Source organism: Microbacterium sp. LWO14-1.2, from assembly GCF_038397715.1.
In the GTDB taxonomy this organism is placed as follows: Bacteria; Actinomycetota; Actinomycetes; order Actinomycetales; family Microbacteriaceae; genus Microbacterium.
On record NZ_CP151633.1, the window covers coordinates 450,120 to 473,411 of the forward strand.

21 protein-coding genes are annotated in these 23,292 nt (G+C 69.7%); 10 read left to right on the forward strand and 11 right to left on the reverse strand.

What is annotated here, in order from left to right; translation table 11 throughout:
* Positions 1–5: 5 nt before the first annotated feature.
* Positions 6–1,172, forward strand: coding sequence for an ROK family transcriptional regulator (locus MRBLWO14_RS02300; protein ID WP_341934863.1), 1,167 nt, complete (start codon positions 6–8; stop codon positions 1,170–1,172).
* Positions 1,173–1,276: 104 nt separating this feature from the next.
* Here MRBLWO14_RS02300 and MRBLWO14_RS02305 read toward each other — a convergent pair whose 3' ends face one another.
* The 3 genes from MRBLWO14_RS02305 to MRBLWO14_RS02315 all read right to left on the reverse strand — a co-directional run bounded on the left by MRBLWO14_RS02305 (position 1,277) and on the right by MRBLWO14_RS02315 (position 4,914).
* Positions 1,277–2,905 carry an extracellular solute-binding protein gene (locus MRBLWO14_RS02305; RefSeq protein WP_341934864.1) on the reverse strand — a complete coding sequence of 543 codons (1,629 nt, stop codon included), beginning with the start codon at positions 2,903–2,905 and terminating at the stop codon, positions 1,277–1,279.
* Positions 2,906–2,968: 63 nt separating this feature from the next.
* Positions 2,969–3,949 (reverse strand): carbohydrate ABC transporter permease, encoded by a 981-nt coding sequence (locus MRBLWO14_RS02310; protein WP_341934865.1) that lies wholly within the window; start codon positions 3,947–3,949, stop codon positions 2,969–2,971.
* A complete protein-coding gene (locus tag MRBLWO14_RS02315; RefSeq protein ID WP_341934866.1) occupies positions 3,943–4,914 on the reverse strand; it encodes an ABC transporter permease subunit in 972 nt (323 codons plus the stop codon). The genes MRBLWO14_RS02310 and MRBLWO14_RS02315 overlap by 7 nt, the downstream gene beginning before the upstream one ends.
* Positions 4,915–5,078: 164 nt before the next feature.
* Between MRBLWO14_RS02315 and MRBLWO14_RS02320 the strand changes: the two genes are divergently transcribed.
* From MRBLWO14_RS02320 to MRBLWO14_RS02330, 3 genes are all read left to right on the forward strand, one after another.
* On the forward strand, positions 5,079–7,286 hold the full coding sequence (locus MRBLWO14_RS02320) for an alpha-galactosidase (protein WP_341934867.1): 2,208 nt from the start codon (positions 5,079–5,081) through the stop codon (positions 7,284–7,286).
* Between the two features lie 46 nt (positions 7,287–7,332).
* Complete coding sequence (locus tag MRBLWO14_RS02325) at positions 7,333–9,942, forward strand: X2-like carbohydrate binding domain-containing protein (RefSeq protein WP_341934868.1); 2,610 nt, start codon at positions 7,333–7,335, stop codon at positions 9,940–9,942.
* Positions 9,943–10,026: 84 nt separating this feature from the next.
* The gene (locus MRBLWO14_RS02330) at positions 10,027–10,428 is read left to right on the forward strand and encodes a RidA family protein (protein ID WP_341934869.1); all 402 of its coding nucleotides are present in this window, start codon (positions 10,027–10,029) and stop codon (positions 10,426–10,428) included.
* 31 nt (positions 10,429–10,459) lie between these two features.
* Here the strand turns inward: MRBLWO14_RS02330 and MRBLWO14_RS02335 are convergent, their stop codons facing one another.
* The 5 genes from MRBLWO14_RS02335 to MRBLWO14_RS02355 form a co-directional block, all read right to left on the reverse strand.
* The gene (locus MRBLWO14_RS02335; RefSeq protein WP_341934870.1) at positions 10,460–11,536 is read right to left on the reverse strand and encodes a DNA polymerase IV; all 1,077 of its coding nucleotides are present in this window, start codon (positions 11,534–11,536) and stop codon (positions 10,460–10,462) included.
* A gap of 62 nt (positions 11,537–11,598) precedes the next feature.
* Positions 11,599–11,991 (reverse strand): DUF1304 domain-containing protein, encoded by a 393-nt coding sequence (locus MRBLWO14_RS02340; RefSeq protein ID WP_341934871.1) that lies wholly within the window; start codon positions 11,989–11,991, stop codon positions 11,599–11,601.
* 27 nt (positions 11,992–12,018) lie between these two features.
* Positions 12,019–12,903 (reverse strand): CPBP family intramembrane glutamic endopeptidase, encoded by an 885-nt coding sequence (locus MRBLWO14_RS02345; protein ID WP_341936142.1) that lies wholly within the window; start codon positions 12,901–12,903, stop codon positions 12,019–12,021.
* Positions 12,904–12,908: 5 nt separating this feature from the next.
* On the reverse strand, positions 12,909–13,637 hold the full coding sequence (trmB, locus tag MRBLWO14_RS02350; RefSeq protein WP_341934872.1) for a tRNA (guanosine(46)-N7)-methyltransferase TrmB: 729 nt from the start codon (positions 13,635–13,637) through the stop codon (positions 12,909–12,911).
* A 30-nt stretch (positions 13,638–13,667) separates the two neighbouring features.
* Positions 13,668–14,507 carry a DUF3097 domain-containing protein gene (locus MRBLWO14_RS02355; RefSeq protein WP_341934873.1) on the reverse strand — a complete coding sequence of 280 codons (840 nt, stop codon included), beginning with the start codon at positions 14,505–14,507 and terminating at the stop codon, positions 13,668–13,670.
* 122 nt (positions 14,508–14,629) lie between these two features.
* On the opposite strand from MRBLWO14_RS02355, the gene MRBLWO14_RS02360 reads away from it, so the two are divergent.
* The 4 genes from MRBLWO14_RS02360 (at position 14,630) to MRBLWO14_RS02375 (ending at position 18,778) form a co-directional block, all read left to right on the forward strand.
* A complete protein-coding gene (locus tag MRBLWO14_RS02360; RefSeq protein ID WP_341934874.1) occupies positions 14,630–16,675 on the forward strand; it encodes a TPM domain-containing protein in 2,046 nt (681 codons plus the stop codon).
* A 55-nt stretch (positions 16,676–16,730) separates the two neighbouring features.
* On the forward strand, positions 16,731–17,477 hold the full coding sequence (locus MRBLWO14_RS02365) for a PspA/IM30 family protein (RefSeq protein WP_341934875.1): 747 nt from the start codon (positions 16,731–16,733) through the stop codon (positions 17,475–17,477).
* A gap of 63 nt (positions 17,478–17,540) precedes the next feature.
* Positions 17,541–18,344, forward strand: coding sequence for an arginase family protein (locus tag MRBLWO14_RS02370; protein WP_341934876.1), 804 nt, complete (start codon positions 17,541–17,543; stop codon positions 18,342–18,344).
* The gene (locus MRBLWO14_RS02375) at positions 18,341–18,778 is read left to right on the forward strand and encodes a Fe-S oxidoreductase (RefSeq protein ID WP_341934877.1); all 438 of its coding nucleotides are present in this window, start codon (positions 18,341–18,343) and stop codon (positions 18,776–18,778) included. The genes MRBLWO14_RS02370 and MRBLWO14_RS02375 overlap by 4 nt, the downstream gene beginning before the upstream one ends.
* Positions 18,779–18,866: 88 nt before the next feature.
* Here MRBLWO14_RS02375 and MRBLWO14_RS02380 read toward each other — a convergent pair whose 3' ends face one another.
* From MRBLWO14_RS02380 to MRBLWO14_RS02390, 3 genes are read right to left on the reverse strand one after another with little or no spacing between them, the layout of a single operon-like run.
* On the reverse strand, positions 18,867–19,337 hold the full coding sequence (locus MRBLWO14_RS02380) for an SIP domain-containing protein (protein ID WP_341934878.1): 471 nt from the start codon (positions 19,335–19,337) through the stop codon (positions 18,867–18,869).
* A 33-nt stretch (positions 19,338–19,370) separates the two neighbouring features.
* A complete protein-coding gene (locus MRBLWO14_RS02385) occupies positions 19,371–20,093 on the reverse strand; it encodes a tyrosine-protein phosphatase (RefSeq protein WP_341934879.1) in 723 nt (240 codons plus the stop codon).
* On the reverse strand, positions 20,090–20,566 hold the full coding sequence (locus MRBLWO14_RS02390) for a carboxymuconolactone decarboxylase family protein (RefSeq protein ID WP_341934880.1): 477 nt from the start codon (positions 20,564–20,566) through the stop codon (positions 20,090–20,092). The genes MRBLWO14_RS02385 and MRBLWO14_RS02390 overlap by 4 nt, the downstream gene beginning before the upstream one ends.
* Positions 20,567–20,743: 177 nt before the next feature.
* Between MRBLWO14_RS02390 and MRBLWO14_RS02395 the strand changes: the two genes are divergently transcribed.
* A complete protein-coding gene (locus tag MRBLWO14_RS02395; protein WP_341934881.1) occupies positions 20,744–21,661 on the forward strand; it encodes an alpha/beta hydrolase in 918 nt (305 codons plus the stop codon).
* A 95-nt stretch (positions 21,662–21,756) separates the two neighbouring features.
* Positions 21,757–23,277: an ABC transporter substrate-binding protein gene (locus MRBLWO14_RS02400; RefSeq protein ID WP_341934882.1), complete on the forward strand. Its 1,521-nt coding sequence runs from the start codon at positions 21,757–21,759 to the stop codon at positions 23,275–23,277.
* The last annotated feature ends 15 nt before the right edge of the window (positions 23,278–23,292 follow it).

Below are 23,292 nucleotides of genomic sequence, written 5' to 3' on the forward strand. Positions count from 1 at the left end.
ATCTGATGGATCACGACACAGCCGCGCGCACCACTCTCATCCGCTCGGCGTCCGACGCCGGTTCGCGGGTGTTCGAGACGATCCTCACGCGCAGCCCCATCAGCCGCATCGACATCGCCCGCCAGACGGGCCTCTCCCAGGCCGCCGTGACCAAGGCGGTCGCCCCGCTCGTCGCCGCGGGACTCGTCGACGCCCCGCCCGCCTCGCACCGCGACGGCACCCCCGGCCGACCGGTCAGCCCCGTGTCGATCGTGCTCGAGTCGATGGTCATGATCGGCGTCAAGGTCAACGTCGACGAGGTGATCGCGGTGGCCACCGACCTCGCCACGACGATCCTCGCGAGTGAGCGCCGCGCGCTCCCCGCCGACGACCCGCACACCGTGCTCGACGCCATCGTCGAGGTCGTCGCCGCTCTCGAGGGCGAGCTGGGCGACAGCGTCTCGGCGATCGCCGGTATCGGCGTCTCGGTGTCCGGCGACGTCGATACAGCGACCGGCATGGTGCGGGAGTCGAACATCATGGGCTGGGCCGACGTGCCCTTCGCCGACCTCCTCGCCCAGCGCGTCCCGTGGCCCGTCACCCTCGAGAACGACGTCCACGCCCTCACGATCGGCGAGCACTGGTTCGGGGTCGGCCTCGGCACGGCATCCTTCGCGATGGTCACGATCGGCCGCGGCATCGGCAGCGGCCTGCACCTGAACGGCGAGGTGGTCAGCGGCGCGTTCGGCGTCGCCGGCGAGATCGGGCATCTGCCCCTCGCCGACCCTGCGCTGGTGTGCCCGTGCGGCCGCCGGGGCTGCGTCGAGGCCGCCGCATCGACGCCCGCGATCGAGTCGGCCGTCTCCGCCGCCCTCGGCCGCCCCGTCGCGATCGCCGAGGCCGTCGAGCTCGCGCACGCGGGCCAGCCGGAGGCGGATGCCGCGTTCCGCGAAGCCGCCCGCCTGATCGGCACCGCGATCGCCACCCTCGTGAATCTCACCGGACCCGAGGTCGTCATCATCGGCGGCGAGGGGGTGTCGAACTTCGATCTCTTCGAGAAGACCCTGCGCGACGCCTTCGAGGCGCACGCGTTCGGCGCGGCCGTGCGCTGCCGCATCGTCACCCGGCCGCACACCTTCGAGGACTGGGCCCGCGGCGCCGCCGCCGCCGCCATCCAGTCTCTCGTGCGCTGACCCCGTCGCCCGTCGACGGTCGGGCTCGCCGCGCATCGGCCGAACGAACGCGCACAGCAGGATGCGCGGGACGGATGATCCGTCCCGCGCATCCGCTCAGGGGTTCAGAGCGCGTCGTACAGCTTCTGCTGCAGCTCCAGGTAGCGATCGACGCCGAGTCCCGCCAGGTCGTCGAGGTACGACTGCCATGCCCCGTCGTCGTCGATGTCGCGCTGACCGGTCACGAACTCCGCCTGCGCCTGCGTGATGTAGGTGGCGATGTTCGTCTGCAGCTCGGCGATCTCCGCTGAGGTGTCGGGGTCGGGCCAGAGCTTGTTGTCGGGGAACAGCAGGTCCTCATCGGGCGCGTACGGCTCGTACAGCTGCGAGGCCTCGAGAAGACGGCGCTCGTAGCCGTCGGGAGAGTAGATGTCCTCCGGCACGACCTGCGAGTTGCGGTATTCGAGCGAGTCCCAGTACTGCCCCATCGAGCGCCAGGCCGCGTTCGACGTCTCGTCGTAGGTCAGCGGCTTGAACGTGGGCTCGAGCTCCGGGTCCAGAGCGACGTCGCCCTCTTCCGCCGGGACCCAGGCCTCGCCCTCGGGTCCCATCGCGCCGAGGCGGTCCCCCTCGTCGGTCACCAGGTAGTCGATGACCTTGATCGCCTTGATGCGCTCCTCCTCTGTCGACTTGTTCGTGAGGGCGAACATGCCGAGCGGGCTGACCTGTGACCGGTAGGTGGCGAACTGCGTGCCGTCCGGACCCTTCACCGGCGCGACGGCGTCGTAGTGCGTGTCGCGGCCGTCGGGCGAGTCCGCCGTGACGATCTCGTACGGGTGCAGCACGGCGGCGGCGCCGAGGATCTCGGCATCCGCGTTGTCGCCGAGAGCGCGCAGCGCCTCGCCGTTCTGCGTGAAGGATGCCGTGTCGACCAAGCCCTCGTCAGCGAGCGAGGCGATGTACTGCAGTCCGGCACGCCAGCCGTCAGAGGTCGCCGAGAGCTCGACCTTGCCGTCGTCCATCACCATCGGCGGCGGGCTCGACGGGCTGCCGTACGGCGCGTACGCGAACGCGTTCATGAAGTAGTTGATGACGGGCTCACCGGACGAGGCGCTGAGCGGGATCTCGTCGGCCTTGCCGTTGCCGTTCGGGTCGTCGTTCTTGAATGCCCGCAGCACCTCGCGGAGCTCTTCCGTGGTCGTCGGCTGCTCGAGTCCGAGCTTGTCGAGCCAGGTCGTGTTCATCCACAGCTTCGAGGGGTAGCTGCAGTGGAAGCACTCGGTGAACTGGGTGATCGCGTAGATGTGACCGTCGGGCGCGGTGACCGACTGCTCCCAGTCGGGCTTCTCCTCGAAGCGCTTCTTGAGGTTCGGCGCGTACTCGTCGATGAGGTCCCCGAGCGGCACGAGCACGCCCTGCTGGCCGTACTTGAGCACCTCACTGCGCGAGAACGCATCGACCCACGGCACGAGGAAGTACGCGTCGGGGTAGTCGCCGCTCGCGAGCGAGACCTGGCGCTTCTCGCCCGCGACGCTGCCGTCGTAGGTCGTCGTCTGCCAGTCGAAGTCGATGTCGAATTTCTTCTCGAGCAGCTGGGTGAACTCGTTGTCCTCGAGCGAGCCGTTGTCGCCCTGCGGGCCGAACGCGACGAGCTGGCCGTTGTCGTCGCTCGGCGACGTGCAGGCGGCGAGCGCCAGCCCCGTCGCGACGACGGTGACGGCGGCGATCGCACGCCGTGTGTTGCGGTGTGTCATTTCCGGAATCTCCTTTGACCGGTTCCAGGTGCGGGTGTGTGTGGTGGGTTCGAGGGGGCCGTGTCAGCCCTTGACGGCGCCGATCATGATGCCCTTGCTGAAGTACTTGGCGACGAAGGGGTAGGCGACGAGCATCGGGATGGTCGCGATGACGACGGTCGAGTACCGCAGCAGGTCGGCCAGCTCGCGCCGCCGCAGCTGCTCGGCGACGTCACCGCCGCCGCCGGCGTCGTTGAGGATGAGGAGGCCCCGCAGCACGAGCTGGAGCGGCTGCAGGTCGGCGTCGCGCAGGTACAGCAGGGCGTCGAAGTACGAGTTCCACTGCATGATCGCGTACATGAGGGCGATCACGGCGAGCAGGGGTTTGGCGAGCGGCACCACGATCGTCCACAGGATGCGGAGTTCCGATGCCCCGTCGAGCTGCGCGGCCTCGTACACCTCGTCGGGGACGGAGGAGCGGAAGTAGACGATCGCGATGATGACCTGCCAGACGCCGATGGCGTTGGGGAGCAGCATCGACCAGCGGGTGTCGAGCAGGCCGAGGGACTGCACCACGAGGTACATCGGGATCACGCCGCCGGTGAAGAGCATCGTGAAGACCACTCCGCCGGTGATCACCTTCCGGCCGAAGAGCTGCGCCCGTGAGAGCGGGTACGCGATGGCGACCGTGCCCACCACGCTGATGAGCGTGCCGACGACCGTGTAGAAGACGGAGTTGCCGAAGCCGCGCAGGATCGCCGGGTTGCCCAAGGCCTCCGCATAGCCGCGGACGGTGAAGTCGACCGGCCAGAACAGCACCCGACCCGACGACACGGCCTGAGGGCTCGACAGCGAGCTGGCGACGATGTTCAGCAGCGGGAGCAGGACCACGAGCAGGAAGACGGACAAAAGGATGTACGCGGCGACCACGAAGACGCGGTCCGCTCTCGTCTCCTTGACCTTGACGCCTCGAGCGAGCGGGTCGCGCCTCGGCCGGCGTTTCCTGTTCTCGGCGACGACGATCTCCTCGGTGAGGAGCGCCTCGGTGTTGATCGCGGTCACCACAGTCCGTTCCCCGTCACTCGCTTGGACACCGTGTTCACCACGAGCAGCAGCACGAGGCTGATGACGGCGTTGAAGAGTCCGATCGTCGCCCCGAGACTGAAGTTCGCATTGAGGATGCCCGTCTTGTACACGTACGTCGGGATGATCTCGGAGGTCGAGAGGTTGAGCGCGTTCTGCAGGAGGAACGCCTTCTCGAACCCGATCGCCATGATGTTGCCCACTCCGAGGATCAGGATGATGGATGCCGTGGGCAGCAGCGCCGGGATGTCGACGTTCCAGATCTTCTGCAGCCGGGAGGCGCCGTCGATCTTCGCCGCCTCGTAGAGCGAGGTGTCGACCGAGGCGAGGGCGGCGAGATAGATGACGGCGGAGTATCCGGTCGTCGTCCAGATGTCGGTCGCGACGTAGATGTGGCGGAAGAAGTCCGCGTCGGCGAGGAGATCGACCTGACCGGCGCCGAAGAAGCTGAAGGTCCGCCCCAGCAGCCCGACCCGGGGCGAGAGCAGCAGGATCGTCATCGACACCACGACCACCGTGGAGATGAAGTACGGCGCGTAGGTGACCAGCTGAACCGTCCGGCTGAAGAACTTCAGCCGGACCTCGTTCAGTGCGAGGGCGAGGATGATCGGCAGCGGGAAGCTCGCGATGAGCGTGTAGCCGGCGAGGAGGAACGTGTTGCCGACGAGCCGGGGGAAGACCGGGTTGCGGAACAGGTTCGCGAAGTTGTCGAAGCCCACCCAGGGGCTCCCCCACACGCCGTCGATCGGGTTGTAGTTCTTGAACGCGATGACCGCGTTGGCCATCGGCACATAGCGGAAGACGATGAACCAGACGATGGGCACGAGGAGCAGCAGGTAGAGCTGCCAGTAGCGGCGCAGGCTGCGGCGGAATCGTGCGCGTATCGAGGTTCGTCGGCCGGTCGGGGCGACCGCCGTCGGTGGTGCGTGCTCAGCACTGAGCTTCATGTTCGCCCTCCCGGGGCAGGATTACTTTACGTCGTAATAAAATCACGACCTCCCGCAAATCGCAACGACGATTTTCGCATCGCCGATTTCGCCGGCGTGCTTGCGCCTGCTTCGCGGACGTGGTTTATTGACGATGTCAAGTAACTATCGGAGGGTCTCATCCCATGACTTCCCGTGTCGACGCCGTCGTCGCACTCCGCGCCGCAGGCGCCTCCCTCGTCATCCAGCTCGCCGCGCCGATCCCGCGCATCCTCCACTGGGGCGCCGACCTCGGCGCGATCGATCAGGCGACGGCATCCGCCCTCGAACTGACCTCCGGGCCGGCTCAGCTCAACAACTCCCCCGACGTCCCGCGCACCTTCTCCGCCCTCCCGACCGAGTTCGAGGGCTGGTCGGGCACACCCGCCATCGCCGGCAACGCGCAGGGTAGGGCGACCACTCCCCGTCCGCGCCTCGTCGCCCACGAGATCGAGACGAGCGACCCGATGCGCGGAGGTCGAATCGCCCTCGAGTTCGAGGACTCGGTGACCGGCCTGCGCACGACTCTCCGCTACCACCTCGACGAGTACGGCGTCCTCGCTGTGGACACCACGATCGTGCGGGATGCCGGGCTCAGTCCGCGCATCTCGAACGCGCCGTACACGCTCGACGGCGTCGTCGCGCTGCTGCCGCTCCCCGAGCGGGCGGCCGAGATCCTCGACTTCACGGGCAAGTGGTGCCGTGAGCGCTCCCCGCAGCGGATGCCGTTCGCCTTCGGCACACACCTCCGTTCCGCTCACCGCGGCAAGCCGGGCCACGACTCCCCGTTCCTGCTCGCCGCCGGCACGCCGGGCTTCGGTTTCGGGCACGGCGAGACGTGGGCCGTGCATCTCGCGTGGTCGGGCGAGCAGCGCTACCTCGCCGAGCGACTGACCGAAGGCGCCGGCGCGTTCTCCTCGGTCATCGGCGCGGGTGAGGAGCTGCACTCCGGCGAGGTGATCCTCGAAGACGGCGACCGCTACGACGCGCCGACGGTCCTGTTCCTCTGGTCCGGCGCGGGACTCGACGGGCTGGCCGACCGGCTGCACCGTCGTCTCCGCTCGCGCGCCGCGCACCCCCGTTCCTCCCGGCCACTCGTGCTCAACACCTGGGAGGCCGTCTACTTCGACCACGACCTCGATCGTCTCACCGCCCTCGTCGAACGAGCGTCCGAGGTCGGCGTGGAGCGGATCGTGCTCGACGACGGCTGGTTCCGGGGGCGGCGCGAGGCAGACGCCGGACTCGGGGACTGGTACGTCGACGAGCGGGTCTGGCCGCACGGGCTCGGTCCCCTGGTCGACCTCGTGCGATCGCACGGCATGCAGTTCGGGCTCTGGTTCGAACCCGAGATGATCAACCTCGACTCCGACCTCGCGCGGGCGCATCCCGACTGGGTGCTCGGTCCTGCCGAGGGTCTGGGTCCGGCATCCCGCTCGCAGTACGTGCTCGACATCGCCCGCCCCGAGGCGTTCGAGTACCTGCTCGATCGCATCGACACCCTCGTCCGCGAGCACGCGATCGACTACCTGAAGTGGGACCACAACCGCGATCTGCTCGAAGCGGTGAGTCGTGCCGACGACGGCGACCGCCCGAGCGTCCACCGCCAGACCGTCGCCCTCTACCGGTTGCTGGACGAGCTGCGCCGACGGCATCCGACCCTCGAGATCGAGACGTGCTCCGGCGGCGGCGGACGCATCGACCTCGGCATCCTCGACCGCACCGACCGTGTCTGGGCCTCCGACTGCAACGATCCCGTCGAGCGGGGGCGCATCGAGCGCTGGACCCGCCTTGTCGTGCCGCCGGAGCTGATCGGCTCGCACGTGGGCGCCGCGCGGTCCCACACCACGGCACGCACGACCGACCTCGCGTTCCGGCTGACCACGGCGCTGACCGCGCACGCGGGCATCGAGCAGGATCTCACCGCTGTCGACGACGACGAGCTCGCCGTCATCACCCGCTGGGCCGCGATGTACCGGGAGTTCCGCCCGCTGCTGCACAGCGGCCTCGTCGTGAACGCCGACCTCGTCGACGACGCGACGGCACTCACGGGTTTCGTCGCGCAGGACGGCTCGTCGGCGCTCTACACCTGGAGCCGCTTCACCACGTCGTCCTCCGGCCAGTCGGGGCGCGTGCGTCTGCCCGGCCTCGACCGCGACGCGCAGTACGACGTGCGGATCCGCGAGGATCTCGGCGCTGCCAGCCGCCACCAGGGCGACGATCCGGCCTGGGTCGCCGAGGCCGTCACCCGCGCCGTGCGCCTGCCCGGCAGCGTGCTCGCGGAGGCGGGCGTGCCCCTGCCGACCCTGAACCCGCAGCAGTCGATGCTGATCGACCTCCGGCGCATCGACGACTGATCACCCCTTCCCATCCCCGACAGAGCAGTCGAACGAGAGGAACACCATGAAGACCCATCGACAGCGCCGGCGAGCAGCCGCGGTCACGGCGGCGCTCGCCGCGACCGCGCTGGCCGTCGGCCTCGCACCCGGCGCCTCCTGGGCGGAGACGACCGCCCCGTCACCCGAGCCCACCGAGGCCTCCGCGCCGCCGACCACGGCAGACCCGACGCCCCCGCCCGCGGAGGAGACGGCAGCCCCCGCGCCGTCCGCGACTCCGGCTCCGAGCGAGACCGCGCCGAGCCAGCCGGCCCCCGACGACGAGTCGGCGCGCCGGAGCGCAGGACAGGCGGCGCCACGCCAGGGCGTCGGAGTCTCGCCGCTCTCGGCATCCGGCCCCTATATGGGCTGGAGCAGCTACAGCATGCAGGTGTACGAGGGCGGGCAGTGGATCACCGCCGATCAGATCATCGCGCAGTCCGACGCCATGCACGACAAGCTGCAGAAGTTCGGCTACGAGTACATCAACATCGACGCCGGATGGAACGGCGGGCAGGACGAGTACGGCCGCCCCATCCCCAGCGCGACGCTCTACCCCGACGGCCTCGACGCGGTGATCGACCACATCCACGGCAACGGCCAGAAGGTCGGACTGTACCTGATCCCCGGCATGAGCCTCGAGACGGCGCAGAAGGCCCTCCCGATCTACAACGCCCCCGGCTGCACGACCGAGAACCTGCTCAAGCAGCCTCTCCAGCAGGGCGACTACTGGGGCTTCGGCTACCGACTCGACTTCGACAACCCCTGCACGACGAAGTACATCGACTCGATCGCCGACCTGCTCGGCGACTGGGGCGTCGACTTCATCAAGTTCGACAGCGTGACCCCGGGATCGGGCGTGAGCGATCTGTCGATGGACGCCCGCGAAGAGGTCGCGGCGTGGTCGCAGGCGCTCGCGCGCAACGACATCTGGTTCGAGCTGTCCTGGGCCGTCGACATCGACTACGCCGACTACTGGAAGGAGTACGCCGACGGCTGGCGCGTCGACTGGGACGTCGAGTGCTACTGCGGCGACGAGGCGCTGACCACGTGGGAGAACGTCGCACGCCTGTTCCCGCGTCTCTCAGACTGGTGGCGTCACGGCGGCCCCGCCGGGTGGAACGACCTCGACTCCCTCAACGTCGGCAACGGCAAGATGGACGGGCTCACCAAGGACGAGCGCCGCACGGCCGCCACCCTGTGGGCCACGGCCGCCGCCCCGTTCTACCTCGGCAACGACCTCACGAACCTCGATCAGTACGGACTCGAGCTCGTGACCAACCCCGAGGTCATCGCCGTCAACCAGGCGGGCGTCCCCGCCCGCCCCGTCTCGACGGCGACCAAGCACCAGGTCTGGTACTCGCTCGCCCCCGACGGGACCTACACGGTCGCGCTCTACAACCTCGGACGAGCGGATGCCGACATCACGGTCGACTTCGCCGACATCGGCCTCGACGGATCGGCGAAGGTCCGCGACCTGTGGTCGCGGAAGAACCTGGGCACCGCCGACGGCAGCTTCACGGCCGAGAGCGTGCCGATCCACGGCGTGCGCCTGCTCAAGGTCACGCCGGCCAAGCAGTCGGTGCTGACGGTCAACGACGACGCCCTGCGCGTCACGTACGCCGGCGAGTGGACGCGCAACGGCGGCGCGGAGCTGCCGGCGACGTCGCAGCCGTTCACGGTCGCCGTCACCGACACCCCGGGAGGCGGTACCCCGAACCCGCCGGCCACCGGCGTCACGGTCACGCTGAACGACGACGACTCGCGGATCGCCTACAGCGGGTCGTGGGGCTACAGCAGCAACCGCGGGCTCGGCGATCACGGAGACGACGTGCACTACGCCGAGGCGAACGGCGCGGCGTTCCAGTACACGTTCCAGGGCACGGGCATCCAGTACGTCACCGAGAAGCACGAGTCGCAGGGCGACGTCGAGGTGTACCTCGACGGGCAGCTCGTCGACACCGTGAGCACGTACCTCGATCCGTCCGACGGTCGACTGTCGCAGCAGGTCGTGTACAGCGTGTCCGACCTGCCGAGCGGCAGCCACACGCTGCGCGTCGTGAAGAAGTCCGGTTCGTTCATGCTCCTCGACAAGCTCGTCGTCACGCTCGACAGCCAGCTGAGCACGACGTCCGGCGCCTTCAACAAGGCGGCACCGGCCGACGTGTCGGTCGATCTGCTGCGCGACCCGAGCGCCCTGAGCTCGATCAGCGTCGGCGGAGGGGCGCTCGAGCGCGATGTCGACTACACGGTCGACGGGAGCACGGTGACGCTCGCTTCGGCGTACCTCGCCACCCTCCCGGTCGGAGACGCCGTGCTCGACTTCGCCTTCGCAGGCGACCACCTCGACGACGTGCACTCCACGACGACCGATGGCGACAGGGTGTCCTTCACGTTCCGTGGCACGGCGGTGTCGTGGATCGCGCCGAAGGGTCCCGATCAGGGCACGGTCGACGTGTACGTCGACGGCACGAAGGTCGAGACCGTCGACACCCATCACGCGACGCGGCTCACCTCGCAAAAGCTGTTCGCGGTCTCCGGACTGAAGGACAAGGAGCACACGATCGAGATCGTCAAGACCTCGGGCGACGTCCTCCGCACCGACGTCTTCGCCTACACGGTGAGGAAGGTCGGCTGATCGGACGGGGGCGGATCCGCCATGGGTGGATCCGCCCCCGCATCCGGTCACCGTGATGTCCGACCCCCGGGGCACACTCGGGTCATGGAGATCACACTCACGCAACCGGCGGGGCTCGTCGTCAGCCCCGCCTTCAGTCATGTCGCGGTCGTGCCTGCGGGCGCGACCACGATCTACGTCGGCGGTCAGAACGGCGTCGACGAGACCGGCGCCGTCGTATCCCACGACGCCGGAGAACAGGCGCTCCGCGCCGTCGAGAATGCCCGAACGGCTCTCGCCTCACAGGGCGCCTCGCTCGACGACGTGATCAGCTGGACGATCTATCTCCATCAGGATGCCGATCTGCGCGCCGCTTACGGCGCCGTCGCCGCGACGCTCGCACGCGAGGGGGCGCCGCCTCTCGTCAGCGCGGCTCTCGTCGCGGGGCTCGCCGTCCCCGGCGCGGTCATCGAGGTGAGTGCGATCGCCGCCGTGATGCGCGAGTGACCCCGAGTCCGTCGCCGGGGCGGCGATGTCCTCAGATGCGACCGCGCACGGGCGTGCGCTCGACGCCGTCCCCGCCCTGGGGCATCGCCATCTCCGCACGGACGCCCAGCAGACGCACCTCGCGGTCGGCATCCAGCGTGGCGCCCAGCGCGAGGGCGGCGGCGACGACGTCCTGCCGCTGCATCGTGGGCGCGGTCAGCTTGCGACCGAAGGTCTTCGTCTCGAACGGCGCGTAGCGCACCTTCAGATTCACGCGAATCACAGGGCGTCCCTCCGCGGCGCAGTCATCGAACGCCTGCCCGGCGAGATCGGCGAGCGCGGCCTCGACCTCGCCCGGCGTCGTGAGATTCTGCTGGAAGGTGCTCTCCCTGCTGTGGCTGCGCGCGACCCAGGGCGTGTCGTCGACCACGGCCGGTCCGATCCCCGAGCCGAGCCCGTGGTACCAGACGCCCATGCGCGGCCCGAACTCGGCGACGAGCTCCGACTCGTCCGCGTCGGCGAGGTCCCGCACCGTGTCGATGCCGTGCGCGGCCAGCCGCTTCTGCACCTTGGGCCCGACGCCCCACAGCTCGCGCGTCGCGCGCTCTCCCATCACCTCGAACCAGTTCATCTCGGTGAGGCGGAACACCCCGCGGGGCTTGCCGAACTCCGTCGCGATCTTGGCGCGCACCTTGTTGTCGCCGATGCCGACCGAGCAGTGCAGGCCGGTGGCCTCGAGCACCGCCGCCTGCGCCTCGCGCGCGACCTGCTCCGGGTCGTCGGTCGAAACGCCGAGGAAGCACTCGTCCCAGCCGATGACCTCCAGGACGACGCCGGGGAGCCCGCGCAGCGTCTCCATCACCTGCGCCGACGCCGACTCGTAGGCCTCGTGGTCGACGGGCAGGAACACCGCATCGTCCGGAGCCTTGCGCGCGGCGATCTTCAACGGCATCCCCGACCCGATGCCGAAGGCGCGCGCCTCGTACGAGGCCGTCGAGACCACGGCTCTCTCGGTCGGGTCGCCGCGTCCGCCGACGATCACGGGCACACCGGCAAGCTCGGGGCGCCGCAGCACCTCGACGGCGGCGATGAACTGGTCCATGTCCACGTGCAGCACCCAGTCGGCCATGCAACGAGTGTGGCCGCATGCCGCGGGGATGTCATCCCCCTTGCCGTGATCCGCGAGCGGCGTCAGCCGATCGCGACGGCGATGGCCGTCGCGATCACCGCGAGCAGCGGAAGGGTGCCCTGCATGGCCGCCGCGCGGGCCTTGGTGCGGTCGGAGAGCACGAGCACGAGGGCGGCCGCGACCATCATCCCGGTGCCGGCGAAGACGAGCGTCAGCCCGACGGTCGGCGCACCCACGATCACGAGACCGATGCCGATCAGCGTCGTCAGGGCGAGGAAGAGGTTGTAGAACCCCTGATTGAAGGCGAGTCCCTTCATCGTGATGGCATCGGCCTCGCTGGGCACGCCGAAGATCTTGCGGGTCTCGGGCTCCGTCCACTTGAGCGACTCGAGCGCGAAGATGAAGACGTGGAAGGCAGCGGCAGCGGCTGCCAGGACGAGACCGACGATGAGCATGAGTCGATCGTATCGAGCGACCGCCGGCTAGACGAGGAAGATCGGCAGCAGACCGGGGTTGTGCGCGTGCACCAGCACTCCGAAGACCACCGCGTCGAACAGCAGATGCACGGTGACGACGTAGGCGAGCGAGTGCGTGCGCAGGAAGATGAATCCCTGCAGCAGTGCGAACGGGATCGTGAGCACCGGCCCCCATGCGCGGTAGCCGAGCTCCCAGAGGAACGACACGAACACGATCGTCTGCAGCACGTTCGCGAGGGCGTCGGGGAAGTGTCGGCGCAGCAGCGCGAACACCGTGCAGATGAAGAACAGCTCGTCCCAGATGCCGACCGCGCCGACGCCGACGAACAGCCGCGCGATGAGGTCGGGAGTGTCGACCACGGGCCAGTTCTGGTACACCCCGCTCGTGATGAAGTAGAACGGCAGGATCAGCCAGCCGAGCACGAGCACGGCGACGAGCCAGCCCCACTGCAGTCGGCCCCAGCGCGTGCCCGAGCGCCACGGGAAGCTGATCGCGCGGTCGCGGAACACGAAGCGCGACACGAGGTACGGCACGGCGACAGCTCCGCCCAGAGCCAGCGTGAAGCGCAGCATCGCGAGGTTGTCGAGCTCGGCGGCGAGCGGGATGACGCTGACGATCAGCATCCCGAGCGCGATGAGTGAGAGATCGCGGGTGAGCGACGGTTCGCGGCGCACGCCGATCACGCGTGCGGATTCCCGGCGCGACCCCACGCTGACGACCTGGTCGGGCACCCGGGGACGAGTCCTCTCCACGAGCCACGCCGACAGGATGCCGACGGCCAGGAGGGCCCAGCCGAGCCACGGCGTCTGCAGCACGAAGAAGGCCGGGGCGGCGAGGCACACGAGCACAGCGGGGGCGATGCCCGGCCACACCGCCGCGTCGCTCCTCATCGCGGTCACGCGCCGCGCGGCGTGCGTCGGTAAACGAGGTCGCGGATGTCGCGCCCCTTCGCGATGCCCTTCCGCTCGAAGGCGGTCATGACACGCCCCTCGAAGCGCTCGGCCCACTCCCCCTCGAACGCGCGCTCGAAGTCGGGCTCGGCGTCGAGCACCTCGCGCATCTGCAGCGCGTAGTCCTCCCAGTCCGTAGCGAGCCGCAGCAGGCCTCCGTCGCGCAGGGCACGCGCCGCCGTCGTCCCGAAACCCGGCCGGATGAGACGGCGCTTGGTGTGCTTCTTCTTGTGCCAGGGATCGGAGAAGAACACCCAGACCTCGGCGGCGGCACCCTCGGGGAGATACGACGCGAGCACCTCGGGGGCGTTCGCCTCGACGACGCGCAGGTTCCTCGCGCCCTCACGATCGGCGTCGAGCATCGTGCGCGCGAGACCGGCGCGGAACACCTCGACCGCGAGGAAGTCGTCCTCGGGTCGGGAGGCGGCGGCAGCGACGATCGCGTGCCCCTGGCCCGAGCCGATCTCGACGTACAGGTCGGCATCGCGGCCGTACTCGACCGCGGGGTCGAGGCGCGCCTCGGGGTGCACCGAGGTCCATGCGACGTCGCGGGGGACGTCGAGCAGGTAGTGCGGGCCGAGCTCCTCGAAAGCGCGCTCCTGGGCGTCGGACATCCGGCCGCTGCGGCGCACGAACGACACCGGTTCGTCACGGAAGGTGCGGGGTTCGGGCATGACTCCAGGGTAGTCGGCGACCGACCGCGCTCAGGATGCCGGGGCGGTCACGAAGTCGATGAGCTCCTCGACGCGACCGAGCAGCGCCGGCTCCAGATCCCGGTAGGTGCGCACCTTCGAGAGGATGTGCTGCCACGCGCGCGCGGTGTCGGCCTGGGTCTCGTGCGGCCAGCCGAAGGCGCGGCAGATGCCGGTCTTCCAGTCGATCCCCCGCGGGATCTCCGGCCAGGCCCTGATGCCGAGGGCACGGGGCGTGACGCACTGCCAGACGTCCACGAACGGGTGGCCGACGATCTTCACGTGCCGGCCGTGCGGTCCCCGGGCGACGGCGTCCGCGATCCGCGACTCCTTGGATCCGGGCACCAGGTGGTCGACGAGCACGCCGTAGCGGCGGGTGGCGCTCGGAGGCTCCTCCGCCAGGAGCTCATCGAGCAGATCGACGCCCTGAAGGTACTCCACGACGACGCCCTCGACGCGCAGGTCGGCGCCCCACACCTTCTCGACGAGCTCGGCGTCATGACGGCCCTCGACGAGGATGCGGCTGGGGAGCGCTATCCGTGCCCGCTGATCGGCGACCGCGAAGGACCCGGATGCCGTGCGCTTCGCGCCCTGCTGCCTCGCCGCCGGGGGCGTGAGCCGCACCGCGGCACCGTCGATGAGGAACCCGCCGCCGAGCGGGAACAGGCGCTTCCGCCCGAGGCGGTCCTCGAGTTCGACGTTCCCGCCCTGCACACGCGTGACCGCACCGCAGAAGCCGTCGGACGCGACCTCGACCACGAGGTCGATCTCCGCCGCGACGTCGGGAACCGGCTTCTTGCCCCGGTCTCTCCACCCCGTCGCGAGCACGTCGGATCCGTACCTGTCGTCCATGCCTTCCAGCGTATGTGTCTCCGCTGAGGGCGAACGCTCATCCGCGCTCGGATGCTGTCGCGTGTCGGACTCAGTGCATAGACTCGTGCCATGGGGCTCGGCTGCCGGTCGGAGGGAAGACGATGAAGACACGGTTTCTCGCGCTGGCTGCCGCCGCACTGACGGCGGCCATCGTGAGCCTGTCCGCTCCGATCGCCTCCGCCACCGAGCCCGTGACCCTCGACTCCGGTTTCGTCACCGATCAGGCCGGCGTGCTGAGCGCGAGCGACGAGCAGGCGATCGAGGATCGCCTCGAGCAGCTCAGCGAGGCCTCATCGGTCGAGCTCTTCGTCGTGTTCGTCGACGACTTCACCGCTCCGTCCGACAGCGTCCGGTGGGCCGACACGGTGGCGGACGCCAACGGGCTCGGGTCAGATCAGTACCTGCTCGCGGTGGCCGTCGAGGGCCGGAACTACTACATCTCCGCCGCTTCCGACGGCCCGCTGAGCGGAGGGAAGCTCGACGGCATCGAAGACAAGATCCTCCCGCAGATGCGGGATGAGGACTGGAGCGGCGCCATCATGACCGCCGCCGACGAGATCCAGGGCGACGGCGGCGCCGGGGCACTGCGCGCGACCCTCATCGTCGTGGGAATCGTCGTGCTCGCGCTCCTCGTCTGGCTCGTCATCGCCCTCGTGCGGCGAGCACGACGCAACGCGGCGATCCGTGCCCGAGGCGCGATGCCCGAGAAGCCCGATCCCGCCGATCCCTTCTCCACCCTCACCGACGAGCAGGTGCAGACGCAGGCCGGCGCCGCACTCGTGCAGGCCGACGACGCGATCACCTCCAGTCGCGAGGAGCTCGGCTTCGCCGTGGCGCAGTTCGGCGAGGCCGCGACCGCCGAGTTCAGCGGAGCCGTCGAGACGGCCAAGGCGAAGATGTCGGAGGCGTTCGATCTCAAGCAGAAGCTCGACGACGAGATCGAGGACACCGTCTACGACCGTCGCGCCTGGCACATCCGCATCATCCAGCTCTGCGACGAGATCGACGACGTGCTCGATGACAACACCGAGGCGTTCGATGCGCTCCGAGAACTGGAGCAGAACGCGCCGCAGGAGCTCGAGCGCGTGCGTGGCGAGCGGGCGGCCCTCGACCCGGTCCTGGCGGGCGCGGAGGCCGCACTGGCGGGCCTCGCCGCGACCTACGACCAGCAGGCGCTCGGCACCGTGATCGACAACCCCGCGCAGGCGGCCGAACGGGCAGCCCTTGCCGACCGCTCGATCGCCGCGGCCGCGCAGGCGATCACCGACGGCCGCACCGGAGAGGCGGCGTTCGCGATCCGCACCGCCGAGCAGTCGGTCGCGCAGGCCGCGCAGCTCGTCAAGGCCATCACCGACCTCGGCGCCGACCTCGGACGCATCGAGTCGCAGGCGCAGGCCCTGATGGCCGAACTGCAGGCCGACATCGCCGCCGCCCAGCAGCTGCCCGACTCCACCGGGACGATCGCGGGCATCGCCGCCGCGACGGCTCAGCAGCTGCAGCAGGCGCAGGCCGGCAGCACCGGCGCCGGGCGCAACCCGCAGCGGATGCTCGACGCGCTCACCGCGGCCAATTCGCAGATCGACGCCGCCATCGCGCAGGGCACGCAGGCCGTGGAGCGCGCCAGACGCGTGCAGCAGATGATGGAGCAGACCCTGGCGCAGGCCGAGTCCGAGATCCGCGCCGCGCGCGAGTACATCGAGACGCGCCGAGGCACGGTGGGGTCGACCGCACGAACCCGACTCTCGCAGGCCGAGTCGACGCTCACCCAGGCGCTGAACCTCCGCCCGTCGAATCCCGAGGCCGCGCTCACCGAGGCGGGTCGCGCTCTCGACCTCGCGCGCCAGGCGACGGCATCCGCTCAGGCGGACGTCGCCGCGATGAACCCCTCCCGCTATGAGAACGACGGCTGGGGCGGTGGCGGCGTCTTCGGCGGGGGCGGCGGCAGCAGAGGCGGCGGATCCGGCCTCGGCGGCGACATCCTCGGCGGCATCATCGGCGGGCTGCTCTCCGGAGGCGGCGGCGGAGGCGGCTCCTCACGCCGCAGCAGCTGGCGTTCCAGCGGCAGCGGCGGGTTCCGCAGCTCCGGCTTCGGGGGCGGCGGGCGGTCAAGTGGCCGCAGCGGCCGTTCGGGAGGTCGACGCTTCTGAACCGCATACCCCCTGACACCCAGACCTCGACTACGACCCTCTGAAAGGAACACGCATGACCAAGCAGTCCATCTTCGGACGTATCTCGACCCTCGTCCGGGCGAACATCAATTCGCTCCTCGACTCCGCCGAGGACCCGCAGAAGATGATCGACCAGCTCGTCCGCGACTACACCAACAGCATCGCGGACGCGGAGTCGGCCATCGCCGAGACCATCGGCAACCTCCGCCTCCTCGAGCGCGACCACGAGGAAGACGTCCAGGCGGCCACCGAGTGGGGCAACAAGGCTCTCGCCGCCAGCCGCAAGGCCGACGAGATGCGCTCGAACGGCAACGCGGCCGACGCCGACAAGTTCGACAGCCTCGCGAAGATCGCGCTGCAGCGTCAGATCAGCGCGGAGCGCGAGGCGACCGGTGCCGAGCCGCAGATCGCCGCGCAGACCGAGATCGTCGACAAGCTCAAGTCCGGCCTCAACGGCATGAAGGAGAAGCTCGTCGACCTGAAGAACAAGCGCAGCGAGCTCCTCGCCCGCGCCAAGGTCGCCGAGGCGCAGACCAAGGTGCAGGATGCGGTGTCGTCGATCAACGTCCTCGACCCGACCAGCGAACTGGGCCGCTTCGAAGACAAGGTGCGCCGCCAGGAGGCACTCGCGCAGGGCAAGGCCGAGCTCGCCGCGTCGAGCCTCGACGCCCAGTTCGAGAGCCTCGAAGACCTCGGCGAGCTCACCGAGGTCGAGGCTCGGCTCGCCGAGCTGAAGGCCGGCGGCTCGACCGCGTCGCGCCAGGCCATCGAAGGCTCCTGATACACCCCGCTGATGCCCCGGACGACCTCGTCCGGGGCATCAGCACTTCCCCGGGAGGGAGACATGGTGCGTTTCCTCGTCGTGCCGCAGTGGCAGGGTTCACCGGCGGCTCGTGCGATGCTGCTCGTGGACGGCGCGTCCGCGATCGCGGGCGATCTGCCGCGCGCCGCGACGACCGTGCTCGACGTGCCGGTCGAGGCCGGCGAATCGCTCGGCACCGGGGTCCGACGGCTCAGCGCGCTGCGCCGCACGCGTGAGCTGGTCGCCGAGAGCATGACCGCCGACACGGTCGTGATCGGCGGCGACTGCAGCGTCACGGTGGCCGCCCTCGACGCGCTGCCCGGCGGGACCGACGACATCGCCGTCGTGTGGTGCGATGCGCACGGCGACCTGCACTCGCCCGAGTCCTCCCCGTCCGGGGCGTTCTCGGGGATGGCGCTCCGCGCCGTCCTCGGCGAGGGCGAGACGCAGCTCGCGCTCTCCCCCGGCATCCCGCGCGACCGGGTCGTCGCGGTCGGGATGCGCACCCTCGACGACGAGGAGGTTCCCGTGCTCGACGGTCTCCGCCGCCTCTCCGTGACCGACCTCGATCGACCGGACGCTCTCGCGGAGGCCGTGGCTGCGACCGGCGCGACGCGCGTCTGGGTGCACATCGACGTCGACGTGCTCGACCCCTCGGAGATGACCGGAGTGTCCGACGCTGCGCCGTTCGGTGTCACGCCGGCCGCGTTGAGCGCATCGATCCGCGCGCTGCGCGAGCGCGTCCCCCTGGCGGGCGCCACGATCGCGGGCTTCGCACCGCGCTCCCCTGCCGACGCCGTCGACGACCTCGGCGCCCTGCTGCGTCTCGTCGGAGCGATCGCATGACCGCCGACTGGCGGCCCGTCGCTGAGCGGGCGCTGGAGCGCGGTCGACGCCTCGACCGACGCATCCCCTCGTTCCTGCTGCGCTCTCCGATCAGCCGACTCGGCTACTGGTGGGGTACCGGCGTCGGGTGGGTCTGGGGGTCGCTGTGGAGCACGGGACCGGTCGAGCGCCGTGCCGGCCTCTGGGTGTTCCGCGGGATGCCCCGGTGGACGTACAACCGCGGCGGCGTGTGCGTGGGCGGGTGCTTCCTCACCGGCGACGCGCGACCGAGCGAGGCGATGCTGCGGCACGAGGCCGTGCACAAGGCGCAGTGGCTCCGCTACGGATTCCTCATGCCGGTGCTGTACCTGTTCGCGGGCCGCGATCCGCTGCGCAATCGTTTCGAGATCGAGGCCGGCCTCGAGGACGGGAACTACGTCCGTCGGACGCGCTGACTCGCAGCCGCGCACACGAGGACACACGCGGTCAGCTCACCGAAGCCGGCGACCTCGAATCAGCGACCGCTTCGCCCCTCGGAGAAGATCAGTGGTCGGAGGGCAGCAGGCCGAAGCGCTCGGGCGCGTGGATGCGGTGCGCGTCGACGTCGAGCGCTCCCGTGAGGTGCTCGACGATGTCGGCGGTGCCGAGGTAGCCGCCCAGGAGCGTGATGTGCGTCTCGTCCTCGTCATCGCACAGCATCTCGTCGGCCCAGGCGCAGGTCGCGCGCGTGAGGGCCTGCCCCGGTGCGCAGGAGCGACCGGTGCCGGGAGCGCCCGAGCGGCGGTCGCGAGCGAGCCAGGTGACGGTCATACGCCCGGGGGCGTCGATCACCCCGATGTCCGATGCCTGGGCGACCTCGATGAAGATGCGGCCGGAGGCGCACAGCGGCAGAGTCGCGAGGAAGGCCTCCAGCTCGGCGAGGGAGTTCTCGTCGGCGGTCACGAGGTGGTGCGCGCGACGGCGAGCGGCGCGGCGTTCGGCGCGCGAGCTGCGGGTGTCGAGGGAAGCACTCATGATGCTTCGATCGTACACCAAGTGAAGGCTTGCCTAACCTTCTTGGCCGACCGCTTCGACGAGAGTCGATCGAAGGGCCGCGAGCTCGGCATCCGTCATCCCGTTCGCCCGGAGGTAGCCGGCCGCCGACCCCCAGCGCTCGTCGACCACCGCGAGCAGGGTGCGCATGACCTCGGCGGGCGACTGGGTGGCGAGGGCGACAGCGTGCACGGCCTCCGGGTGCTGGCTGCGCAGGTAGGCGGCGATGCGCCGGGACCGCTCGGCTGGCAGCTGCGATTCGGTCAGAGCGTAGTCGTCGATCACCGCATCCCGGTCTGCACCGACGGCGGAGAGCGCCAGAGCGACCGTGACTCCCGTGCGGTCCTTGCCGACCGTGCAGTGCACGAGCGTCGGCTCCCCCTCCGCGATGACGCGGATGGCGGCGACCAGGCGATCACCGCTCTCCTCGAGCAGGTGCAGGTACAGGTCGTCGAGGCTCGTGTCGCTCTCGAAGAACGACCGCACCGAGCCGAGGAACAGGGGCAGATGCGTCGTCTCCGGCCCTTCAATCTCGCTGGGCTCGGCAGCGACCTCCTCCCCGTCGCGGAGATCGACGATGCGGTTGACACGGTGCCGCAAAGCGTCGGCGCCGGAGGTCGTGGCACCGGACAGCTGACCGGATCGCAACAGGATGCCGGAGCGGATGCGTCCGCCCTCGGCCGGCATTCCTCCGACGTCGCGGACGTTGGTGACGCCGTCGATGTCGAGGATCGTCATGCCTGTGCCTGGGGCGTGCGTGGCGGCACCGGGTAGCGGCCCGCGATCACGACCCTGTTGAAGGCGTTGATCGAGATGCACGCCCAGCTGAGGGCCGCGTACTCCTTCTCGGTGAAGATCGCGCCGACACGGTTGTAGACGTCGTCGGAGATGCCGTCCTCGGAGATGAAGGTGAACGCCTCTGCGAGCTCCAGCGCCGCCTGCTCCCGCTCGGTGAAGACGTCGCTCTCGCGCCAGGTCGCGATCTGCATCATGGTGTCGGTGTCGATGCCGGCCGCCGTGGCGCGGTCGACGTGCACGCGCGTGCAGTACGCGCAGCCGTTGAGCTGCGAGCAGTGGATCATGACGATCTCCTTGAGGCGGTCGTCGATCCCGTTCGCCGCGCAGATCTGACCCACGGTCTTCGAGAAGGCGTCCAGAGCCTGGTAGGCCGTCGGCTCGGTCTTGGAGAGGTGCACCCGCGTCTCGGTCATGCATCCATGATATTCCGCGGCGGTGTGGGGACGACGGGAGACCAGCGGGCCGTGAAAATGCAAAGACACCACAGAAAGCCACAAGTTCTCAGCAATGCGCCAAGACTATACCGAAAAGGAGTGTGCAGAATGATCTCGCATTTCCGCCGCGCGCGTCCGACGGAGCAGAATGAACACGTGGCGACCGACATCAGCGAGTTCAGCTATCTTCCCGCGCAGGCCGAGTCCCTGGGCGTTCCCGTCCCCGGCGTCGAGCGTCTCGTCCTCCCTCTCCCCGACGGACGTCAGGTGAGCGGGCTCCGGTACGGCACAGAGCCGCCGCGCGTCACCTTCCTGCACGGCGCCGGACTCAACGCCCACACGTGGGACACCACGGTTCTCGCCCTCGGACAGCCCGCGCTCGTGATCGACCTCGCCGGCCACGGCGACTCCGCCTGGCGGGACGACCTCGACTACACGCCGCGCACTCTCGCCATCGACGTCGCAGCCGCTCTCGACGCCTGGGCCGACCGGCCGCAGCTCGTCGTCGGGCAGTCGCTCGGCGGGCTCACCGGAGCCGCACTCGCTGCCGCACGCCCCGACCTCGTCGCCGCCCTGGTGGTCGTCGACATCACCCCGGGCATCGACACCTCGGCCGGCCCTGCGGCTCTGCGGGAGTTCTACGCCGGCCCCACGGACTTCGCGACCCGCGACGAACTCGTCGACAGGGCCATCGCCTTCGGCTTCGGCGGCACCCGTCCCGACACCGAGCGCGGCGTGTTCCTCAACACGCGCATGCGAGACGACGGCCGCATCGAGTGGAAGCACCACTTCGCCCACCTCGCCGCTCAGGCCCTCGCCGCCCACGACCCCGGCGAGGCGTCGGCGCCGTCCGTGCTCAGCGCCGCTGGATGGGACGACCTCGCGCGCACCGACGGCGCCGTCACCCTCGTGCGGGCGGAGCGCGGGTTCGTCACCGCGGAGGATGCGGATGACTTCGCCCGCCGCCTCCCCCACGCGACCGTGATCGCGCTCGACGCCACGCACAACGTCCAGGAGACCGCGCCCCGCGAGCTCGCAGCGCTGATCGCCGAGCGTCTCCCGCACGAATTGTGACGTTCCGTTCCCGAACCGACCCCCACCCCTCCGACTCGTCCCTAGGCTCGATCCATCGGCACACAGCAACTGCCGCACCGAGAGGAATCCCACCCATGTTCCGACGTACCAGGCGACTCGCGCTGATCTCCGCGATCGCGGCGAGCGCCGTCATCCTGAGCGCCTGCACCGGCACCGCCGAGCCCGAGAGCACCGCTCCGGTCGGCGACCCCGATCCCGACGCGACGCTGCAGGTCGGCCTCGTCCTCGAGCCGACCAACCTCGACATCCGCCACACCAGCGGAGCAGCGATCGAGCAGATCCTCATCGACAACATCTACGAGGGTCTGGTGAGCCGCGACGAGGAGAACCAGATCGTCCCTCGCCTCGCCTCCGACTACGAGGTGTCGGACGACGGCCTGACCTACACGTTCACGCTGAACGAGGGCATCACCTTCCACAACGGCACGGCTCTCACGTCGGCCGACGTCGTCTCCTCGTACGAGGCCGTGCGCACCGACGCGACGCTGCAGGGCAACGCCGAGTTCGCCTCCGTCGCGTCGATCACGGCCCCCGATCCGACGACCGTGCAGATCGTCCTCGCCGAGCCCAACCAGAACTTCCTGTTCTCGCTGACCGGTCCCGCCGGTCTCGTGTTCCAGACGGGCGACGCGACGGATCTCAAGACCGCCGAGAACGGCACGGGCCCGTTCACGCTCTCGCGGTGGAACAAGGGCAGCACGATCACGTTCGCGCGCTACGACGCGTACTGGGGCGAGCCGGCCGGCGTCGCCGAGGTCGAGTTCCAGTACATCCCGGACTTCACGGCGGGCGTGAACACCGCGCTCGACGGCGGCGTGCAGGTCCTCACGGCCGTCGACCCGAACCTCGCTCCTCAGCTCGAGGATTCAGGTGACTTCACCCTCACCACCGGCCGCACGACCGACAAGGCGACGCTGGCGTTCAACAACGCCAAGGCGCCGCTCGACGACGTGCGCGTGCGCGAGGCGCTCCGGTTGGCGATCGACCACGAGGGTCTCGTCGAGGCGGTCGGCGCCGGCTCCACGCTGTACGGTCCCATCCCGGAGCTCGACCCGGGCTACGAGGACCTCTCCGACGTGATCTCCTACGACCCCGAGAAGGCGAAGGAGCTGCTGAAGGAGGCCGGTCAGGAAGACCTGGAGCTGACGCTCACGATCCCCAGCTTCTACGGCACGACCGTGCCCAAGGTCCTGATCTCCGACTTCCAGAAGGTCGGCGTCACGCTGAAGGTCGACTCCGTCGAGTTCCCGACCTGGCTGGAGGACGTGTACACGAACCACGACTACGACCTCAGCTTCGTGCTGCACGTCGAGCCGCGCGACTTCGGCAACTTCGCCGACCCCGAGTACTACTTCGGCTACGACAACTCCGAGGTGCAGGGCCTGTACTCGAAGGCCCTCGCCGAGGTGGACCCCGACGAATCGTCGAAGCTGCTCGCGCAGGCGGCGCGCATCGTGTCGGAGGACCACGCGGCGGACTGGCTCTACAACGGGGCGACGATCACCGCCGTGAGCCCGGTGGTGAAGGGCTTCCCGCAGGACTCCATCAACTCGCGCATCAACCTCGCCGGCGTCACCGTCGCCGCCGAGAAGTGACGGCGACGCGCACTC